Source organism: Petrotoga sp. HWHPT.55.6.3, from assembly GCF_002895495.1.
Lineage (GTDB): Bacteria > Thermotogota > Thermotogae > Petrotogales > Petrotogaceae > Petrotoga > Petrotoga mobilis.
This window is the reverse complement of record NZ_AZRJ01000009.1, coordinates 143,461-163,545: the sequence shown is the minus strand read 5'-3', so window position 1 is coordinate 163,545 and position 20,085 is coordinate 143,461. Positions and strand designations below refer to the sequence as shown.

The following is a 20,085-nucleotide window of genomic DNA, read 5'->3' as shown; positions in this document are numbered from 1 at the left end:
TGTTAACTCACAATACTTTGAAATAATCTCTGACTTCTCTTTTTTACTTGATTTCAAATATTTTTCTATCAACCTTTTGGTTAGTTCCATATCGAATGCCTCCATTTTTTCCTTGCCTCCTTCCAAAAGAGTCAAGGATATGATATCATTTCAAAGACATCGAATTATGATCTAACCAATCTTTTTCACGGACATGTAATATTATCTAATGCGTAAATTTGACAAAATGAAGATATAATTGTATAATATGTTTAGTACCTTTAACTCAGTTTAGGGTGTAACCCCTTTTCTTGGTTAAAGGAATATTCTGCAGGAGGTTATAGAAAAGATGTCTAGAGGATTGGACCCCGAGAAGAAAGAAGAGCTTATCGAAGAATTTAAAATCAACGACAAAGATACTGGTTCTGTAGAAGTGCAAGTAGCTCTTCTTTCTGCTAGAATCAAACATTTAACGGAACATTTGAAACAACACCCAAAGGATTACCATAGTAGACGTGGATTGATGATGATGGTAGGAAAAAGACGAAAGATGCTCAAATATTTGAGAAAAAGTAAACCCTTAGTTTATCAAGAAATCATCAATAAATTAGGTATAAGAGGTTGATAACAAATTTTTTAAAAAGCGGGGCATAAGCTCCGTTTTGTTTTTATAGGAGGTGTGAGAATGAAAGTATTGGAAAAAGAACTTTTTGGCAGAAAATTACGTATTGAACATGGTAAAGTTGCCAAACAGTCTCTTGGTTCTGTGATGCTGACTTTTAACGAGTCAACTATACTAGTTACAGCAGACGCTTCGGAAGAAACAGTAAAAGGTCAGGACTTCTTTCCATTAACCGTAGAATTTCAAGAAAAATTCTATGCAGTTGGTAAAATTCCAGGAGGTTTTATAAAAAGGGAAGGGAAACCAAGCGATGAAGCCATATTAGCTGCAAGGCTTATCGATAGACCTATTAGACCTTTGTTTCCAGAGAATTTTTTCAATGAGGTCCAAGTAATAACTACGGTATTTTCAATGTTGAATGGCGATAGTATAGAAACATGGGGTATAACAGGTGCTTCGTTAGCCCTGAATCTTTCACCTATACCATTTAATGGTATTGTTGCGGGAGTAAGGATAGGATACGTGGATGGACAATTCATTGCCTTCCCAACCCAAGAACAACTAAAGAATTCTAAAATTGACATGGTCGTTGCAGGAACCAAAGATGCAGTTACAATGGTAGAAGGTGAATCACTGGAAGTTTCTGAAGAAGAAATGGTAGAGGCTCTGATGTTCGCACAGGAAAAGATAAAAGAAATTATAGCAATTGAAGAAGAGTTTCTTTCAGAATTAAACATTGAAAAATGGGAAGTTCAAAAAGAAATAGTTCCAGAGGAGTTTATTGAAGATTACCTATCTCTCATAGACGAAGAAGAGTTAAAAAAGGTACTACTCACAAAAGGTAAAAAAAACAGGGATAAAGTTATATCAGAGTATAAAAAGAACGTAATGAAAAAATTTGAAGAAATCTTCTTGGAAAAATGGAGTGTGGCTTTTTTTGAAGATAAAAAACGTTTCTTAGAAAATGCTTTTGAAGAAAAACTTCAAGATTCGATGAGAAAAATGATTATTAACGAGAACAAAAGAGTTGATGGAAGAACTTGTGATGAAATTAGAGATATCACCTGTGAAGTAGGGCTGATACCTAGAGTGCACGGTTCTGCACTTTTTACCAGAGGGGAAACTCAATCTCTAGGAACTGTTACTTTAGGTGCTCCTTTGGATGTTCAAGTTCTTGATACTATATTCAGCGACGAAGAAAAGAGATTCATGCTCCATTATAATTTTCCTCCTTTCTCAACCGGTGAAGTAAAAAGGCTCAGAGGAGTCAGCAGAAGAGAAATTGGCCATGGGCATTTAGCAGAAAGAGCACATAAAAACCTTATCCCAAGCGATGAAGAGTTCCCTTATACTATTAGAGTCGTTTCTGATATTTTAGAATCAAATGGTTCCTCATCTATGGCTAGCGTATGTTCTGCCTCCTTGGCTTTAATGGATGCAGGTGTACCAATCCAAAAACATGTTGCGGGTATTGCCATGGGTTTGATCTTTGAAAACGATAATTTCGTAGTTTTAACAGATATTTTAGGAATGGAGGACCACCTAGGAGACATGGATTTTAAAGTAGCAGGAACAAGAGATGGAATAACTGCTTTTCAAATGGATGTTAAAACCAGTCAGGTTAATAAAGAAGTTCTTCAAAAGGCTTTAGAAAAAGCAAAAATAGCACGGTTGAAAATTTTAGATAAGATGTATGAAACTATCCCTCAACCACGCAAAGAATTGTCTCCATACGTTCCAATAATGAAAGTATTTAAAATACCCGTCTCAAAAATAGGAGAAGTAATCGGACCCGGTGGGAAAAATATTAAAGAGATCAGCGAATTATACAATGTTGAAGTTTATATAGAAGATGATGGAAAAGTCAAGATAACTGGCCATAATGCAAACAAGGTTGATGAAGCTATTAATCACATTCAAAATTTAATCGCACAAGTAGAAAAAGGTGGAATTTTTGAAGGTACAGTGAAAAGAGTCGAAAAATACGGTATATTTGTAGAAGTGTTACCCGGTAAGGTTGGAATGTTACATGTATCCAATTTGAAAGACAAACTTGAATCCTTTAAAATTGGTGATAAGGTTAAAGTCGAAGTAATGAAGGTTGAAGACCAAGGAAAATTCCAATTAAAACAATTAAAAGAAGAAAATTAAAAAATCAAACGTGCGGCTTTTTAACCGCATGTTTTTATTAATATTAGTAATAGATATTGTTTTTAGAAGTTCTAAAATTTATATAAAGCAACCCTTTCTCCGCCCCATACCCCTAAGGATTAAAAAGTTCTTGCGTTTTTGCCTCGTCCCTTCCCTTATTTTATTCCTAAAATATCTTACGATTTCAATACTTGCTTTATAAACCACAATCAGAGAAAAATTTTACAGCCAATTTCGAAGTTCTTACTTAGGAAAATTATCCATCCAATTGTTTGTATTATATGTTAGATATAATTGATAATGTTATGGTATAATTAAATATCGTAAATTTGCTGTTTTTTCAAACAAAATATTTAAGAAAAATGATTTTAAACTCTTTAGCACATGGAGGGAAAACTAATTTTGTATACTCATGAAATATTAGACAATGGTTTAGATGTAATTCTTATCAACAGGGATTCTATGATGAGTGCTTCTGTACTTTTTTGTGTGAAAGCAGGTTCCTCAAAAGAGGCAAAAGAAAATGCAGGATTATCTCATCTCATTGAACACGTTTCTTTTCGAGCAACTAAAAGAAAAAACACCTTCGAAATTAAACAACCAATAGAAGAAGTAGGTGGTGTCTTAAATGCCTTCACTTCAAAGAATTTCACAGTTTTTTTTGCAAAGATACCTTCTCTAAAAGTGAATGAAACATTAGAAATCATGTCTGAGATTCTTTATGAACCTTTATTTAAGGAAGAAGATATAGAAAAAGAAAAAGGTATAATATTAGAAGAAATCTCTTCATATGAAGATGACCCCATAAACATAGTATTTGAAAACTTATACACTAATGTATATGATGACAATTTTTCAAGACCTATAATGGGATACAAAGATACAGTTATGAATATAAAAAAATCAACAATAGAAGAGTTCCACAACAAATACTATCAACCGGAAAACACTGTGGTCATAATATCAGGAAAGTTCGATGAGGATTCGGTATTGAAACAACTCAACAGAATAAAGAGCATTGAAAATTTGAACTATTTTAAAAATAACATCACCAGTCCTTCGATAGTTGACAAAGAAATCTTCATCAAAAAATACAAAAATGATTTAGCTAGCAATTATTTAGTTCAAGGATTTAAAGCACCTTCTAAATTAGATGAATACTATTACTCTACACTAGTACTCAATACCTTTCTGGGAAGTGGAATGAGTTCCCTGCTATTTTCAAAAATTAGAGAAGAAGAAGGTTTAGCTTACGAAGTCACATCAGATTATGAAACTTATCCGAAAGCTGGATTGTTATTATTTTATGCAGCAACAACTGATAAAAACCTAGAAAATCTACTCGGAAAAATAGAGGAAGTTGTAGATGATCTCAAGAATAATAAAGAAATCGAAAAATGGTTCAATTACGGGAAAAATAGATTAATCGGTAAATTAACGTTAGAGGTAGAAAACAATTTATCCATGGCTTTAAATATTTTAAATTTGTATGTAAATTATGGTAAAATCATGACGATAGAAGAATTTATAAAAAATATAGAAAAGGTTGAACTTTATAACGTTATTGAAACAGCAAGCAGTATTTTTTCTAACAATAAATATGTTTCGATACTTTCACCGAACAATCAATAAAATCCTGAAGGTGGGTGTTTTTTATGAAAAAAATCCCTTTTTATGAATTAAAACCCGGTCAAATAGTCGCAGAAGATGTTTTTAAAGAATCTCTTTTGTTAATTCCAAAAGGAACTGTCTTAAAATCAACTGACATTAACAGGTTAAGAAGCCACGGTATAAAGACCGTAAATGTTTATGATGAAAATGATTTTATTGAAAAAAAGATCGAAGAAAATATTTCCATAGAATTCGAAAATATTCCCCCTATTGTAGAAGAGGAAACATATAATGAATGGCATCAACATTTTGAATTTGTAAAAGATATTACGTATTTAAAAGATGATCCTTCAGAATTAGATTCTCTTGCAGAAGATATTTATAAGAAATTTTTAAAAACTGAAGACGTCGTATTAAATTTATTTCATGCCATAGGAAGCGAAGCTTTAAATTCTCATTCTATAAATACATCGATCATCGCCTCAATAATCGCTTCAAAATTGAATATGCCAGATGTATTCTTCGACTCTCTTGTAAAAACGTGTCTACTCCATGACATTGGATACAGCTTGATAGGAAAAAGAGTGATATTTGATTATATAGACCTAGAAGATGTAACGGTCAGATCTCATATTGTATCCGCTTATGAAACCTTAAAAAATATTCAAAAAAATATAGGGAAAGAAATTGTAGATGCTATTTCTACCCACCACGAACGATACGACGGAACTGGTATTTTTATGAGATTAAAAGAGAACGCTATAAGTCCTTTGGTAAGAATATTACAAATAGGAGACGCTTACGACTCCTACATAGAAATAGGGAACTCCCCATACGAGGCGATGAGTTTTCTCTTAAGATATTCGGGATTAATTTTTGATCCGTATTATGTAAGTGTTTTCTTTTCAATAGTTGGGTTGTACCCAACAGGAACCCAGGTAATTCTAAACAACGGCAAGAAGGCTACCGTAGTCAAAAAGGGAAAAACTTCATCTTTTCCAATAGTCGAATGTGATGGAAAAACTATAGAAACAGGAATGGAAACTGGCTTGTTTATCAGAGAAGTACTGAAAAAAGGAGAGTAAATATTGGCTGAAAATATCTCAGAAAGTTTGGAAAATTATTTGAGAGCGATTTATATTTTACATATCGACGGAAAAATACCAAGAGTAAGAGATATTTCAAGAATATTATCTGTAAAAGATGCTTCTTCAGTTGAAGCCATTAGAAAACTAGAAAAGCATGGATACGTTAAACATGAACGGTATGGTTATGTAAAACTTACGGAAAAAGGGTTGCTTAATGCCGAAAAGGTTTATAGAAGATACATAATTCTTATAGATTTTTTTGTCAACGTATTAGGACTTTCAAAAGAAGAGGCATATACCCTGTCTTGTGGTATTGAGCACCACATGAATGATAATTTTTATATTTCTTTAGATGGATTAATGTTATTCCTTAAAAGAAACCCCATAGAATTAACGGAAGCAAAGAAGTTTATTTCAAATTATAAGAAAAAAATGCCTCATGACTTCAAAACTTCTCTCTGGGATTTGAATATATCAGAATCTGCAAAAATATACGATATTTCAGGAGATTCTATATTACGGAAAAACATAATGGACAAAGGTATATATCCTGGTTTAACTCTAAAAGTAATAAAAAAAACCGATGACATGATCGAAATTTTGGTTAATGAAAAAGTAATCAATCTTACGTCACATGAATCAAAGCATATAATAATAGGAAATCTAAATTAAAGTTTAACTCTTTAAATTTATTTTTTGCCCTAAGGAGGTACATATTTACATATGACCACTAAAATCGAAAAAGCTTCTCAATATATTAAAGAAAGTACAGAAATAAAACCAATTTTAGGATTAATATTAGGCTCTGGCCTTGGATACATAGCGGACCAGGTAGAAAATCCAAAGGTGATTGAATACAAGGACATTCCTTTTTTTCCACAATCAACTGTAGTAGGACATGAAGGGTCTTTAGTCATAGGTACTATAGAAGGTATCCCTGTCATGATATTAAAAGGACGATTTCATGCTTATGAAGGAATTGAACTAAAAGATATTGTTTTTCCTATTTATGTGATGAAGGATTTAGGAGTTAAAGGTCTGATAATAACGAATGCAGCTGGTGGAATTAACAAAACATTTTCTCCAGGTGATATAGTGGTAGACGTCGATTTCATAAATTTTACATTTAAAAATCCTTTAAGAGGCCCTAATTTAGATGAGTTTGGCCCCAGATTCCCTTCTTTAGTTGAGCCTGTCGATAAAAATTGGGTAAAAAGCGTTATCGAGAAATGTAAAAAAGATAATATAGAGCTCAAAGAGGGGACTTATTTATGGACTTTGGGTCCATCCTATGAAACCCCTTCTGAAATTAGAATGTTCGACAAATATGAAGCAGACCTAGTAGGAATGTCAACCTTACCAGAAGTGATGGCGGCGAATCATGTAGGCTTAAAAGTTATCTCATTTTCTGCAGTTACCAATATGGCTGCTGGTATTCTCCCACAACCTCTAAAGCATGAAGATGTTCTTAGAATAACTGAAAAAATAAAGGGAAAGTTTGAAAAGGTCGTATACAACGCTATTAAATTATTTTAATATAAAACATCAAAAAGAACGGAGGACAAAAGTTGTCTGAAAATCTAAAAGAGATTGTAGAAGAGATAAGTAAAAATGATAATATTTTGATAGTAGGCCACATACTCCCAGATGGAGATGATGTAAGTAGTTTAGTATCGATGACTTTAGGATTAGAAAAATTAGGAAAAAAAGTGACGGCGGCGATCGACGATGAAATTCCGGAATATCTTTTACAATTTCCTTTGGTTAAATCGAAGATCAAAAAATTTGAAGATGTTGAAAAAATAATTTATAAAAATTACGATATTATGGTAATTTTAGACTGCTCATCACCGGACAGAATAGGAAGATTTGAAAAATATTTAAATGCTTTTCACGTTCTTTTAATCGATCATCACGTAACAAATACATATTTTGGAAATTTAAATTGGGTAGACCCTTCGATGGCTTCAACAGCTCAAATGGTTTACAGAATTTTGACTTCTTTAAATGTTGAATACGACAAAGAACTAGCAACAATGAATTTATTGGGAGTAGCAACCGATACCGGCTTCTTTAAATATCAAAATGCCAACGTTTTAGTTTTTAAAGATGTTACTGGATTGATTGAAAAAGGAGCAAATATTAGCGATATTTCAAATACTATATTAGATAACATACCATTAGAACAAATCTACTTGTATAAAGACGTCATTTCCAATCTTAAACTAGCCTTAAATGGCAAAATTGCTTATTCTTTATTATCCTTGGATATGTTCTCTAAACACAACGTTTTACCAAAAGATTCCCCTTCATTTGTGGAAAACCTTCGATCCATCAGAGGCGTGGAGATCGCCATCGTATTTCAAGAATATGAAAAAGGTTCTTATCATGTTTCGTTGAGATCCAAAAAATGGGCAGATGTATCAAAGATTGCTCTCAATTTTGGTGGGGGAGGTCATCCGCGCGCAGCAGGATTTTCAATTGAAACAAACGATATAAAACAAACAATGGAAGAAATTGTAGATTACATTGCTAAAACAATTCCAAATCACAATCCTAACCCAGCCTTTCAATAAGGGTAGTGTTTTTATATGGCATACATTTTTTTATTTACAATTTGGAGCGTTCTAATTAATGATTTTTCCGATCTTTCTCTAGTATTAGGATTTTTTGTTGTTATAAGTACAATTAGAATAACCAACTTGTTTTTTAAAAATACCACTTATGGGACGATACAAATATTGGTGTACAGTTTAGGAAGCCTTTTAAAAATGTATAAAAATGCATTTGCTTTTTTGCCCTTGATTCTCTTAAAAAAGTACTCCGGTTTATCTCACATAGACGTTAAAGGAAAATCCGATTTTGAAAAAGCTGCAATAGCAAATTCAATCTCACTAACCCCTAAAACACTTGTTTTATTTGAAGAGGATGATAAACTAATAGTTCATAAAGTTTCTTCAACCCCTGAAGAAGCTCATAGAGTAGATGATATTTGGAAGGACGATATAATCTGATACATATATTAGAAATTTTCATCCTTATATCTCTTTTTATGATTTTGATTAAATTAATATTGTCAAAATCAAAATGGGAAAAGGTACTTTCCTATTCTTCGTTTTCTTCAAAAGCGGTAATACTGATGTTAGTTTTTTCCCTTGCCTCTGATCAATTGTTTCTTTTAGATGTTATAATTATATTTTTAATTCTTAACATCTGGGGTGTTTTAATAGTATCCGCTTACCTTGAAAGAGGTGGTAATAAAAGATGATTGCCAACCTTTTAATGGGAATAGGAATTATATTTCTATTTGCAGGAACTTTAGGATTGTTTACTATGCAGGATTTCTATTCTAAAATTCAAGCTATCGGGATATCAGACACAGTAGGAATAATCTCAGTTATAATCTCACTGATGCTCAAATATCCAGAAAACATGGCAAGATTACTCATGTTATCTATCATCATTCTAGTTTTAAATCCAGCAATCTCCTCAATAATCGCTTATCACGCTGCAAAATCAGGTGAAAAGGTGGGCAGAAAAATCAAGTGAGTTATTCTATAATTTTTTTGTTTTTAAGTTTAATCGTTCTTTCATTATACATATTATCACAAAAAAGCTATGTTAACGTGATCATAGGCTACGGAGTTTTTTCTGTAGCTACTTCTGTACTATTTTTTCTTCTGAATGCGCGGGATGTGGCTTTTGTTGAAATAACCATTGGTGCTGCTTTTGTTATTTTTATATATCTAATTGCCATAAAAAAGGCCGCTGAGGTAAAGGTCTATTACATCGAAACACCTTATATGATAGAGGAAAAAGAAGGAAATTTATACGGATTTGAATACGAATTGATCAAGGAATTTTTAGAAAGAAAAGGTTTGGATGCTGATTTCATAAAAGTTGATGCTAAAGATCCTATGGAAAACATAAATGACCACGGAGAAATTCTGGCTGGAGGAATAATTTTAGAAGATAATAATTTTGAAAACATAATACCTTCCAAAGGTATCTTATTATCAAAATTATACGCTGTTGGCCAACCTAACAAAACTTGTTTAGGAATTTTTATTTCAAACTTAAACTCAAACAACTTTGAAAATTTGGATGATGATTTCATAATTGACGCCGTAAGATTCAGAAAAATGGTTATGGAAGAAGAAACGTTACTATCCAAAAAGATAGAAATTATTAAAGATACTAGTTACAAGATACTCTTTTATAGAAGAGATAAATCTTTAGCAAGGGACTTCGACAAATTTTTGGAAGAAATAAAAAGTGACACCGCATACTATGAAAACCTTGTTAGGAAGTATATAGGATGAAAAAATACCTTGTTTTAACCTTGACAATCATTATTTTCTTAGTTCTTGCATTAAATTTAAAAGTTGGAGATATGAAAAGTTCCTATGAACCTTCTGAAATCCTTGCCGAAAACGGATCAACTAATATGGTTTCTGCTATTGTTCTTGATTACAGGATATATGACACCTTTTTTGAAATATTAGTTTTTACGGTGGTAATCATTGGCATTTCTGAATTTATAGGGAAAATTCCAACGGTTGCTTCCGATGACCAGCAGATAATATACGATACACCGATCATAAAGGTTATAACACCAATAATTTTTCAAATAATAGTTTTAATCTCTCTTTATATTGCGATAACCGGACATATAGCCCCTGGTGGCGGATTTGCTGCAGGGACTATTTTAGGAACAGGTTTTCTAGCTGTTTCCTTGGTAAGACCAACAGATGAAATAGAAAACTTGTTTATAAAATCTAAAATCGAGAAGTTAAAAATGTTGGTTCCTTTATTCATAATTATATATGGTTTATTAGGATATACTTGGGGAGATTCTATTTTCTCTAATTTCCATCTAAACGGATATCCCGGGGAACTTGCTAGCGGAGGATCCGCCATTTTACTAAACTTTTTAATTTATTTCGAAGTTTTTGGTGGATCATGGACTATTCTGTATAGATTTTTAAAACATAAGGGGTTATTATGAATATTTTCTATATCCTCACCTTATCAGTAATACTTATTGGTTTATTTGGAATTATTGTAAAAAAAGATCTTATCTTAATATTTATTAACCTTGGAGTTTTCCAAGAAGGAATTGTTCTCTTCTTTGTTCTTTTGGCTTACGATGAAAATTCACCTATTATCACCACACATTTACAAGGTTACGCTGACCCCCTCATACATTCTTTTCTACTTACCGTTATAGTAATTGGATTTGCAAATTTGGCTCTGATGTTAGTTTTTGCAATGATTTTATCTTCCAAATTCAAGACCCTTGAAGTTGATGAAATTGAAAAGAAAGTCAAGAAACACTAAAAAATCTCATAAAAATAGGAGCAAAGCATGATTCTACTTGTATCCTTAATACCCATATCTTTTGGCATACTGACCTATTTTTTTAAAAAGAAAACATCTCTATTGGTAACAATCTCATATATACTCACTTTCTTGTTTCTTACTATTTTGCAAGAAGGCTCATTTGTAGTAGGGAATTATTCCGCACTTAAAGGTATCGAATTCACCTTTAACTTTACTATTAAATTCTTACTAATTTTATTCAATCTTTTCTCTTTAATAACCTTTTTTAGAATCTACAAAAATTATGATCATATATTTTTCACACTTTGGCTTCTATTGACAGGAAGTATAAATGGTTTCTTTATGAGTAGAGATTTTTTCAACATATACGTTCATTTAGAGCTTGCTTCTATATTAACCTTTCTTTTATTATCATACGATAAGAATGAAATAAGAATATGGGCAGCTTTGAAGTACATGATGATGAGCTTAGTATCCTTAAATTTCTATTTGATAGGGGTAGGGATTCTTTATTCAAACTCAGGAACTTTGAACCTCAATTACAACCTTTCAAATGGGATTAATACCTTTGCATTCAGTTTTATTCTTACAGGGTTGTTAACTAAAGGTGGACTATTTTTCCTTTCTGGTTGGTTACCCGATGCCCATACAGAGGCTGTAAAAGGAATCTCTCCTATATTGTCAGGTATGATCGTTAAACTTCCTTTATTTATAATTTTTTTACTCACACCCTCTTTGCCCATTGAACTTAAAAATTTTCTATACTATTTTGCAGGTATAACTGCTATTTGTGCCTCCATCTTTACACTGCTACAAAACGATATCAAAAAATTTATGGCTTATTCCACAATGACTCAGATGAGTTATGGGCTGATGGTTATTCTACTCCAACCTTCTCTTTTCCCACATTTTATAGTTTTTCACTTGTTCACCAAAGGATTCTTATTCATGATAGCCGAAGATATATACGAAAAAAACGGCACAAAAAATCTAAAAGAGCTACAAGGGTCACAAATATCCTTAGATACATTTTTTTTACTTTTGTTCTTGCTCATGAACCTGGGAGGATTGTTCCCCTTTAGCCTTTATATCCTCAAAGACAATTTATCTTTACCCTATTTTCTCGAGGTAAACATTTTCATCTTCGGGATGTACTTTTATAAATTATTAAACACTTTTAATGTAAATAAGAAAAAATTTGAATACCAATACTGGTATATGTTCATTTTCGTAATTTTAAATGTTGTATATATAACTTATTATTTCAAGATTACCCCTTTTGACTTACCTATCTTAAAAATTTTGACTGAATATTTACTGTTTGCTGCAGGTATTCTATCATTCTTATTTTTAAGAAAAAAGGTATCCTTGCCTTCAATAGACATATACAGTTTTGAAAACAGTTTTATATATCAAATATCATTTTTATTGTTTGCTTTGCTAATGGAAATTTAGACAAAAGTTTTCAAATATTTTGGAAATTTATGGTAAAATAATAAAGACAATATCAAAAAACAAATAGAAGGAGGTAATGTGCGTAGCATCGCACTATACGAATTATGAAAAAATTCTTATTTTCTTTTTTATTACTAATCTTCGTTTTTAGTATCACAATCTTTCCACAAGACGTTTTAAAATTAGTCCCTTCAGATTCCAAAGGGGTAGTCTTAATAAATGATTTAGAAGGCACATATACGGATTTAAAAACTGTGCCAACTATGAAAACTTTATTGTTAGAACCTTTTAACGCCGAACTAATGCTTTCTAACCTTGCTCAAATGTATTTTAATGCTTTAAAGATAGATTACGAAAGTTTTCTAAATAATCTCAGCGTTGATCTCTCGATTTTTGTTCAAGAACCTAAAGAAAATAATTATATTTTTGGCTTCTCCGTTGGTCCTTTAGAAAACCCCCAAACTTTTGCTACAGATTTAGATAAACTATTAGAACCTTTGAAAGATTACGGGATTCCGTTTACTCCTATCTATCAAAGTGTCGGAAATCAAAATTACCTTGTAATGGTTCAAAATAAAGATGTATATTCTTCTTCTGAAAAAGGAGTTACCGATTTTGAAGAAATCCTTCCAACAAAAAAAGGATTATATTACAGAATAAACACCTCTGACTATCAAGGAGACGGCTATTTTTACGTTAAAGATGGCTTCTTAATAGGTGGAGGCAATGGAACTGCAGAAACAGAATTCATCGATAAAAACTTTGTAAAAGGGGCTCAAGAATATCCCTTCCTGGGTAGTATATTTTTTACCTCTGGTTTAATCCCAAAAGATTTAACAAATTTTGCGGATTTCATAAATATAATAGTAGATTACAAAATTGTAGAAAATTTAATATCCCTTTCACAAGGAGTGGAAGCTAACGTTGATTTAACTACGAGTAACGATGCAATGCCGACAATTTCTAACGCGAGCTATTTAAAATTGAAAACTGACGCGAAAATAGACGAAATTATACCTATTTTGAATGAAAATAACATAAAATACAAAAAAACTAGTGAAAACATGATGGAATTTTATATAGAATCTGAAATTACAAATCAAAATAATCAAACAGAAATTTTAACTAATACTTTTTATGTTTGGAAAGACGAATACTTGATGGTCTCACAAATGAAATCCGATGAGCTTCAAAAACTTCTTAATGATAAACCAAAGCTTTCAGAGAATGAATTGTTCCAAAAATTAAGTGAACGAATTGGAACAGGGGATGTTACTTACGCCTTTGTAGATTTAACTCCTATTTTTCAGAATTATGTGCCAAATTTGAAAGGCCAGTATGGTTTATTACTAAATGTGAGTTCAATAGAAGAAAATAAATTAAAAATTGATTTTATTGTGCAATAAGAAATATCGATTAAAGTTAGGTAAGACTTCAATAAAAGATTAAAGGGCATGCTTACGCATGCCCTTTATTGGTGCCGAGGGCGGGAGTTGAACCCGCACGGGGTTCTCCACCCCAACGGATTTTGAGTCCGCCGCGTCTGCCAATTCCGCCACCTCGGCAATTCTAAGTTATTATACTATATTTATAAACTCTTGTCAATAGAAATTGAACCTTTGTAGGATAGCAAATGATTTAATGGGAGGGAGTTTTATGAAAAAGATAGCTATCATAGGTTTCGGCGCAGCTTCTATAGGTTTCTTAAAAGGGCTACAAGAAGAGCAAAAGATTGATAACTACAAGATAGATATTTATGAAAAAGGTGAGAATTTAGAAGGTGCAGGATTCGGTGGTTTGAAATACGATGGAAAATTATTTATTTCAAAAGAAATGGGGGGAGATTTAGTTATCCCGTTGAATATTCAAAAGAAAGTAGTAGAATATTATCTCACAAAATCTGGATTAGCAAAGCTGGATGAGGATAAAAAATTAGAGCTTTCCAATAAATTAGAAAAAGGCGATTCTTTTGAAAACGAAGAGCTATATAAAAAGTTCTACGATGCGGATTTTGAACCCGTAAGATCTCACTTTTTTCATCTGGGTACAGAACTACTAATAGAAACCGTAAAAAACATTTTCGAAGAATTTTCAAAATTCAATAACATAAATTTTATATTTGGTGAGGAAGTTATCAAAGTTATTCCTGGCCCAGAGGTTGCCGTAGTAACAAGTAGTGGAAGTGAAAAAACCTATGACAAGGTTGTTGTTGCCGTTGGGAGAAGAGGTCATAAATTAGTATCGGATATGGTCAAAGATCATCCGGATTTAGTCTTATCAAATGACAAGGTTGATCTTGGTGTCAGATTTGAACTTCCTAATCATATAGTGGACGACTTAAACAAAGAGATGTACGAATTCAAAATTAGATTAAAAACCAAAACAGGGTATATTGTGAGAACTTTTTGCAACAATCCTGGTGGAGAGGTTACTTTGGAAAGTTACGACGACTTTTTAACGGTTAATGGTCATGCAAATACTACTAAAAAGACTGCCAACACTAATTTTGCAATCTTGGTTACTCATTCGTTCACTCAGCCTTTCAACGACCCTGTAGGTTACGGTTCTTATATCGCAAAGCTTTCCAATATCCTTGCTGGCGGAGACAAGGTTATACTTCAATGCTATGAAGATTTTAAAGCTTCAAAAAGGACAAAAAAATTAGGGCGAGTTGAACCTACGTTAGATCCCAAACACTTCATTTTGGGAGATTTGAATCTGGCTCTTCCCAGACGTACTATAGAATCAATAATCGATTTTTTGGAACGATTAGAAACAGTTGTAAAAGGCGTTACTTACCCAGATAATCTCTTATATGGAGCAGAAGTTAAATTTTATGCAAATAAGATAAACAACGATTTCTTTGGAAATGTAAAAATAATTGGAGACTGTAGCGGATGGACTCGGTCGATAACCTATGCTACAAGTCATGGATACCTAATCGCAAAGGAGTTTTAAACGGTTGTATTGACAAAATAATATTGATATGTTATAATGATTTTTGTAGACTTAATGAATGGGACGTAGCCAAGCGGCAAGGCGACGGACTTTGACTCCGTTATTCGTAGGTTCGAATCCTACCGTCCCAGCCAAAAAAAGGGAGGTTATACCTCCCTTTCTTCATTCCGATTATTGAATATTCGACTGAGTTGCAATTTGAGATGTGTCTGTAGAAGTATCAGAAGTATTATTTGCTTCTTGTATTTCTCTTTGCAAACTTTCTATCATACTATCAATATTAGTATAATAGTTTGGATCGATCTCTTTTATTGTTTCCAAATAAGACAATTTAATTTCCTTTAGCCCTAACAAATCAGTTAAATCTAGTCCAACATCTAATGCTTCTAATTTAGTATCGGTTGCTGCTTGCGTAGAATCAACAACTGTTTGAACATTTACCAAAATCTCAGTGATTTGTTGTTGAAATAGAGTAAATAAATATTGAGATCCTAAATAATAGGAATATTGTTTCAACTGATCCAACTGTAACTTCGAATAGCTAACCTTTACTTTTGGATCTTGGGGGTTCAACTGATAATAAAGTTGAACTACTGAGTTAGAAGAAGGGTACTGTGCATATAGATCTGCTAAAACCTTTTTTAACTTTTCAGTGTAATCTTGTGATTTAGTTTGTAATTCTGATCTAACAACACTTGCATCTTCTGTAGTATTTACTCCAAAATTCTCAAGGGTTTCTTTGGAACTCAGATAACTTTGAGCATCCTGATATTTCGATATCTCGGCTAATAATGAGGTACTTTCGTCCGTATATGATTGAGCGTTCAATTCTTCGAGCCTAATATTTATGGCATCCAAACCCAGCGAAACAATATCTGGATCAACAAATTCAGATAAGCTAAGATATTGATTTATAGAAGTATTTCTATCACTGTATAAACCCAATAATTGGGTTACAACCATCGTATATACAGCCAAATAATCAGAATCAACTTCCATTGAAATTTCAGTACCCTCGAACACAATACCTTCTAGTTCTTTCGCTAATTCCTCTAATCTTTCTACATCTGTACCCGCCTTCGTTAATTCGTACATATACATCAATTTTGCATCGTAATAATTCCTTCCAAAGTTCTCACTTTCTTTGTAATTAGACAACCAATTATCATACTTTTGACCTTGAACTGTACTTTCTACTTCAGCATATACATCATCGTACAAAAATATATCTTCAGGCTTTTCAAATATTTTCTTATCAAGCACTCTTATCAAATGGAAGCCTTCAGAAGTTTGTACAGGCCCAATAATTTCGCCAACTTGTCCATTAAAAACTGCATCTTCAAAACTTTGTTCATAATTCCCATGTTTTATCCATCCAATTTCTCCAGAATTAGTAGCATTAGAAGTATCCAATGAATACAAGGAAGCAGCATCTTCAAAAGTTATCTCACCTGTTGCAATCATTTCCTTGATGCTATTGGCGGTTGCTTCATCTGAAAGTAGTATATGCTGTACTCTAACTTCTTCATAATCATTCTTTATACTTTCAAAGTTTTGTTCGATATAAGCTAGAGCATCTTCCCTAGAAACTGAAGCGACTGCGTCTTTAACCGCATTATTTATTAAATCTGTTTCCACTGTTTGTTGTAAACCCGAAATTAATATGTTTCGTATATTTTGTTCACTACCGTAGTACTGAAGCATATTATTCCAATTTGTTTCATCTGATTTGTATTGAGTTATATATTGATCAACTTGTGTATTTATCTGATTATTCACTTCCTCATTGGAGGGTAAAAGATCGCTTTGTTCCGCGTAATATCGTACAATTTTTTCGTCAAAGAGTAGATCTACCACCTGATTATCAAGTGATAAATAATCAAAAACAGGATCCAACTGTTGACCGTAATACTGTTGATAGATCTGGGCTTGCTGCTGAGTTATGTTATCTACTTCACTCTTCATAATCCAATAAGGATAATCCAATTCTATGCCTTCTTTAGTGATAACTAAAACAGAGTCTTCTTTCCTCAGGGTGTTTCCATTTTGTGAAGTAGTCACAGGGGTCCGAGATGATACATAAGTTGCCACAGACCACCAAACTATACCTGCTAAAAAACCTGCTATAACTATTATAGTGATCAGCCTTTCGTGTTTTTTAAACCAATTATTCATGAAAAATATCTGCAGGAGACTCACCATTTTAATGGTGAGAGGAATGCAGAATTTTCCCTCCTTTCCCATAATAGAGTTTTAGTTTTGCTTACTAAGATTAGATCTTTGCTTTTCGCACTTCTATGAATTACAGTGCCATCAACTTTTCTTATATCAAAATATCCAGTTGAACGTCTTCCAAATATGAAACATTCAATACCGTTGTATCTTATTTTATCAAACAATCTAAAACCATGTACTAGATAAGGTGCTTGGTTAAGTTTTCTTATTCCTCCCTTTAGAATGTTAGCTTTGTGTATTTGTCTATTGTGTCGTCTAACTTCTTTAATGTGATAATAATACTCTAATTGTTTTGCTTGAGGATGACCACTAATACATAGAGCGTCTATTCTATGTGTTTTAGGTAGGTTGTTCTGTATCCTTGTATTTTTAGTGATATATCCATAAGTTAAATGAATGTTAGAATACAAATCTTTCAATCTATTGTATAAAGTCCATCTCATAATACCCATAAATGTAGCATCTTTAAACTTTTGTCCCCTTTTAAAATTCAGTTTAATCTTTCCATCGTGGTAATCCTTATGGCATGTTTCACACAATGTAATTAAATTACTCGGTGCGTTTCCACCTATTTGTCTACTTTCGATGTGGTGAACATTGAGTCGTTTATCTTTGGTTTTGCCTTTGCAGTGTTGACAGGTGTAGTTATCTCTCCATAGAACATATTGCCTTACATTCCAAAAATCTAATTGTTCCCTTTGTTGGTATTGTTTGCCTTCAATATTAGGATTCTTAATCTTTTGTATATCGAAACTTGCAACTTCTACTACAATTTTTGTAACAGGAAGCAAACTGTGAACTAGATCAATCAGTTTAATGTGCGATTTTATTTTATGTTCTACCGACGGTGCAAGCCATCCTTTGTTCTTACTGTGGACACGATTTAAAAAGCGTAGTTTCCTATACCTTGTTTTTCTGAAACGTCTATCTCTACGATACTGTCCTTTCTGAGATATAAGTTTAGGTATATCGTCCCTTAGTTCAACCTCTGCTGCAAAAAGTTCCTTATTTTCAGTAGTAGCAGACAAGCCTACAGTTTTACTTCCCGCATCTACTCCTAAAGTAATAGGTTGTTTATAACCGCTACTACCATAGAGGAGCTGAATGGTAAAAGGTTCTTTTTTAACAACCTTGGCTTTCCCCTCTTTAAGTAATTTTCTTGCCTTTGAAGGTTTACAAGGCATAAGAGGTTTCCCATGTTTGTTTAAAACGTACACTAACATAAAGTGCATCTCCTTAATGGAGTTATTCTCCTTCCCCAATGTTATATAGGCTTTTTACGTTTAGCTCACTATCCCTACCCCTCAGGATTGTTTAAAGCTAAACAACAGAGCGACGGACTAGGAGAAACATCCGAAGGTGTTATGACCTATATAACGTAGCCCGATAACCTTCCTTAAGAGGCGAAAGCCCGTTTCCTCTAAGGACGTGAGCCTGTTTGATCCTGGCTGAGGGTAGTCAACTAAGGCTTGTTCATCACAAGCCCCCGTCTTTAGACGGTGGGTAGTTGACCCACTAATGCCTCCTAAACTCTTGAAATTTTACTATCTTTAAAAATGAAATGACTTTGATTCTAATTTTACCACATTTTTTGGATTTGCTCAATGTTTAATCTTTTATTATTTAAAAAAGGGGATAAATTAATATCCCCTTTAAAGTCTCTATATTTTTGTTCTAATAGGTTTATCTTTAGAAATTTCCTCCAAAGCCAACAATCTATCCCATTTAGCATCAACATAATTTTGTAGTTCTTCCAGTATTTCGTTAGCATCTGGCCTTTTCATAAGTTTGCTGTATCTACCTAATTTTGTTACGTAATCTTTTATTGGTTTGAATGTTTTAGGCTTCTTGGTAACTTTGTAAACACCCATATTGTATTCCCATAATGGCCAATACTTAGTTTCAATAGCTAACTTTGTTACTTCTGGACCTGAATCGTCAGGAATTCTCCAAAATCTTACACATGGTGCCAGCATAGCAATGAAAGAAGGCCCTTTGAACTCTAATGCTGTTTGCATTTTTCTCATGAAATCCCAAGGTTCAGCCGTTGCAGCCGTTGCAGCATAAACACCTTCATGACCGGCTACTATATCAACTATACTCTTTTTCAACTGTAACTTCCCTGATATAGATTTACCAACTGGAGCAGTGGTTGAATCGGCACCTGGAGGGGTAGATCCAGATCTTTGGTTACCTGTGTTCATGTATCCTTCGTTGTCATACAAGATGTAAACGAAATCGTGACCTCTTTCTATAGCTCCAGATAATGCTTGTAAGCCTATATCGTAAGTGCCACCATCACCAGCAAATGCGATAAATTTTATCTTATCGTTTTTTATTTTTCCTCTATTTAACAGAGATCTATAAGCAGACTCTGCACCGGATATTGTTGCAGCAACATTTTCAAAGGCGTTGTGTATATAAGGTACATTCCAAGAAGTAAATGGATATATTGTGGAAGAAACTTCCAAACAACCTGTGGCAGCTGCCACTACCGGTTCATAACCCATACTTTTTGCAGCCAAAGTAGCCCAATTTGCAACCATCGGAGCATTACAACCCGGACACAGTCTATGGCCTTGTGTAAAACCCCAATCATGTGTTTCAACGTATCCTACTATATCTCTAATATTAGGCACAATT

At 33.0% G+C, this 20,085-nt stretch carries 19 protein-coding genes and 2 tRNA genes; 17 read left to right on the top strand and 4 right to left on the bottom strand.

What is annotated here, in order from left to right:
• The first annotated feature begins 328 nt into the window (after positions 1-328).
• The 15 genes from rpsO (at position 329) to X926_RS03970 (ending at position 13,655) form a co-directional block, all read left to right on the top strand.
• Positions 329-604, top strand: coding sequence for a 30S ribosomal protein S15 (gene rpsO, locus X926_RS04040; RefSeq protein ID WP_012208406.1), 276 nt, complete (start codon positions 329-331; stop codon positions 602-604).
• Positions 605-664: 60 nt separating this feature from the next.
• Positions 665-2,752 (top strand): polyribonucleotide nucleotidyltransferase, encoded by a 2,088-nt coding sequence (locus X926_RS04035; RefSeq protein ID WP_103065104.1) that lies wholly within the window; start codon positions 665-667, stop codon positions 2,750-2,752.
• A 402-nt stretch (positions 2,753-3,154) separates the two neighbouring features.
• Positions 3,155-4,384, top strand: coding sequence for a pitrilysin family protein (locus tag X926_RS04030; RefSeq protein WP_158245191.1), 1,230 nt, complete (start codon positions 3,155-3,157; stop codon positions 4,382-4,384).
• A 23-nt stretch (positions 4,385-4,407) separates the two neighbouring features.
• Positions 4,408-5,448 (top strand): HD-GYP domain-containing protein, encoded by a 1,041-nt coding sequence (locus X926_RS04025; protein WP_012208409.1) that lies wholly within the window; start codon positions 4,408-4,410, stop codon positions 5,446-5,448.
• Between the two features lie 3 nt (positions 5,449-5,451).
• A complete protein-coding gene (locus X926_RS04020; protein WP_012208410.1) occupies positions 5,452-6,123 on the top strand; it encodes a metal-dependent transcriptional regulator in 672 nt (223 codons plus the stop codon).
• 51 nt (positions 6,124-6,174) lie between these two features.
• The gene (locus X926_RS04015; protein ID WP_012208411.1) at positions 6,175-6,987 is read left to right on the top strand and encodes a purine-nucleoside phosphorylase; all 813 of its coding nucleotides are present in this window, start codon (positions 6,175-6,177) and stop codon (positions 6,985-6,987) included.
• 32 nt (positions 6,988-7,019) lie between these two features.
• Positions 7,020-8,027, top strand: coding sequence for a bifunctional oligoribonuclease/PAP phosphatase NrnA (locus X926_RS04010; protein ID WP_103065102.1), 1,008 nt, complete (start codon positions 7,020-7,022; stop codon positions 8,025-8,027).
• 15 nt (positions 8,028-8,042) lie between these two features.
• Positions 8,043-8,465: a Na+/H+ antiporter subunit E gene (locus tag X926_RS04005; protein WP_103065101.1), complete on the top strand. Its 423-nt coding sequence runs from the start codon at positions 8,043-8,045 to the stop codon at positions 8,463-8,465.
• A 38-nt stretch (positions 8,466-8,503) separates the two neighbouring features.
• The gene (locus X926_RS10400) at positions 8,504-8,719 is read left to right on the top strand and encodes a monovalent cation/H+ antiporter complex subunit F (protein ID WP_158584887.1); all 216 of its coding nucleotides are present in this window, start codon (positions 8,504-8,506) and stop codon (positions 8,717-8,719) included.
• Positions 8,716-9,000, top strand: coding sequence for a monovalent cation/H(+) antiporter subunit G (locus tag X926_RS03995; protein ID WP_103065099.1), 285 nt, complete (start codon positions 8,716-8,718; stop codon positions 8,998-9,000). The genes X926_RS10400 and X926_RS03995 overlap by 4 nt, the downstream gene beginning before the upstream one ends.
• Positions 8,997-9,773, top strand: coding sequence for a DUF4040 domain-containing protein (locus X926_RS03990; RefSeq protein ID WP_103065098.1), 777 nt, complete (start codon positions 8,997-8,999; stop codon positions 9,771-9,773). The genes X926_RS03995 and X926_RS03990 overlap by 4 nt, the downstream gene beginning before the upstream one ends.
• Positions 9,770-10,459: an MnhB domain-containing protein gene (locus X926_RS03985; RefSeq protein WP_012208416.1), complete on the top strand. Its 690-nt coding sequence runs from the start codon at positions 9,770-9,772 to the stop codon at positions 10,457-10,459. Before X926_RS03990 ends, X926_RS03985 begins: the two co-directional genes overlap by 4 nt.
• Positions 10,456-10,791 (top strand): cation:proton antiporter subunit C, encoded by a 336-nt coding sequence (locus X926_RS03980; protein ID WP_103065097.1) that lies wholly within the window; start codon positions 10,456-10,458, stop codon positions 10,789-10,791. Before X926_RS03985 ends, X926_RS03980 begins: the two co-directional genes overlap by 4 nt.
• 27 nt (positions 10,792-10,818) lie before the next feature.
• A complete protein-coding gene (locus X926_RS03975; RefSeq protein WP_103065096.1) occupies positions 10,819-12,249 on the top strand; it encodes a complex I subunit 5 family protein in 1,431 nt (476 codons plus the stop codon).
• Positions 12,250-12,353: 104 nt separating this feature from the next.
• Positions 12,354-13,655 (top strand): hypothetical protein, encoded by a 1,302-nt coding sequence (locus X926_RS03970; protein ID WP_103065095.1) that lies wholly within the window; start codon positions 12,354-12,356, stop codon positions 13,653-13,655.
• 69 nt (positions 13,656-13,724) lie between these two features.
• Here the strand turns inward: X926_RS03970 and X926_RS03965 are convergent.
• Positions 13,725-13,814, bottom strand: a tRNA-Leu gene (locus tag X926_RS03965).
• A 91-nt stretch (positions 13,815-13,905) separates the two neighbouring features.
• Here X926_RS03965 and X926_RS03960 point away from each other — a divergent pair.
• Together X926_RS03960 and X926_RS03955 are read left to right on the top strand one after the other, a co-directional pair.
• Positions 13,906-15,207 (top strand): NAD(P)/FAD-dependent oxidoreductase, encoded by a 1,302-nt coding sequence (locus X926_RS03960; RefSeq protein ID WP_103065094.1) that lies wholly within the window; start codon positions 13,906-13,908, stop codon positions 15,205-15,207.
• Between the two features lie 59 nt (positions 15,208-15,266).
• A tRNA-Gln gene (locus tag X926_RS03955) sits at positions 15,267-15,341 on the top strand.
• A 37-nt stretch (positions 15,342-15,378) separates the two neighbouring features.
• On the opposite strand, the gene X926_RS03950 is transcribed toward X926_RS03955, so the two are convergent.
• From X926_RS03950 to X926_RS03940, 3 genes are all read right to left on the bottom strand, one after another.
• Positions 15,379-17,382 (bottom strand): peptidylprolyl isomerase, encoded by a 2,004-nt coding sequence (locus X926_RS03950; RefSeq protein ID WP_158245190.1) that lies wholly within the window; start codon positions 17,380-17,382, stop codon positions 15,379-15,381.
• A 20-nt stretch (positions 17,383-17,402) separates the two neighbouring features.
• Positions 17,403-18,665 carry an RNA-guided endonuclease IscB gene (iscB, locus tag X926_RS03945; RefSeq protein WP_103065092.1) on the bottom strand — a complete coding sequence of 421 codons (1,263 nt, stop codon included), beginning with the start codon at positions 18,663-18,665 and terminating at the stop codon, positions 17,403-17,405.
• A 438-nt stretch (positions 18,666-19,103) separates the two neighbouring features.
• A complete protein-coding gene (locus X926_RS03940) occupies positions 19,104-20,084 on the bottom strand; it encodes a thiamine pyrophosphate-dependent enzyme (protein WP_369973675.1) in 981 nt (326 codons plus the stop codon).
• Position 20,085: the final 1 nt, after the last annotated feature.

What these genes read in the sequence shown, in the direction of transcription:
- rpsO (WP_012208406.1), top strand. Translation starts at nt 329, where the DNA reads ATGTCTAGAGGATTGGACCCCGAGAAGAAAGAAGAGCTTATCGAAGAA.
- X926_RS03980 (WP_103065097.1), top strand. Translation starts at nt 10,456, where the DNA reads ATGAATATTTTCTATATCCTCACCTTATCAGTAATACTTATTGGTTTA.
- X926_RS03950 (WP_158245190.1), bottom strand. Translation starts at nt 17,382, where the DNA reads ATGAATAATTGGTTTAAAAAACACGAAAGGCTGATCACTATAATAGTT.
- X926_RS04015 (WP_012208411.1), top strand. Translation starts at nt 6,175, where the DNA reads ATGACCACTAAAATCGAAAAAGCTTCTCAATATATTAAAGAAAGTACA.
- X926_RS10400 (WP_158584887.1), top strand. Translation starts at nt 8,504, where the DNA reads ATGATTTTGATTAAATTAATATTGTCAAAATCAAAATGGGAAAAGGTA.
- X926_RS03960 (WP_103065094.1), top strand. Translation starts at nt 13,906, where the DNA reads ATGAAAAAGATAGCTATCATAGGTTTCGGCGCAGCTTCTATAGGTTTC.
- X926_RS03975 (WP_103065096.1), top strand. Translation starts at nt 10,819, where the DNA reads ATGATTCTACTTGTATCCTTAATACCCATATCTTTTGGCATACTGACC.
- X926_RS03995 (WP_103065099.1), top strand. Translation starts at nt 8,716, where the DNA reads ATGATTGCCAACCTTTTAATGGGAATAGGAATTATATTTCTATTTGCA.
- iscB (WP_103065092.1), bottom strand. Translation starts at nt 18,665, where the DNA reads ATGTTAGTGTACGTTTTAAACAAACATGGGAAACCTCTTATGCCTTGT.
- X926_RS03985 (WP_012208416.1), top strand. Translation starts at nt 9,770, where the DNA reads ATGAAAAAATACCTTGTTTTAACCTTGACAATCATTATTTTCTTAGTT.
- X926_RS04035 (WP_103065104.1), top strand. Translation starts at nt 665, where the DNA reads ATGAAAGTATTGGAAAAAGAACTTTTTGGCAGAAAATTACGTATTGAA.
- X926_RS03970 (WP_103065095.1), top strand. Translation starts at nt 12,354, where the DNA reads ATGAAAAAATTCTTATTTTCTTTTTTATTACTAATCTTCGTTTTTAGT.
- X926_RS04005 (WP_103065101.1), top strand. Translation starts at nt 8,043, where the DNA reads ATGGCATACATTTTTTTATTTACAATTTGGAGCGTTCTAATTAATGAT.
- X926_RS04025 (WP_012208409.1), top strand. Translation starts at nt 4,408, where the DNA reads ATGAAAAAAATCCCTTTTTATGAATTAAAACCCGGTCAAATAGTCGCA.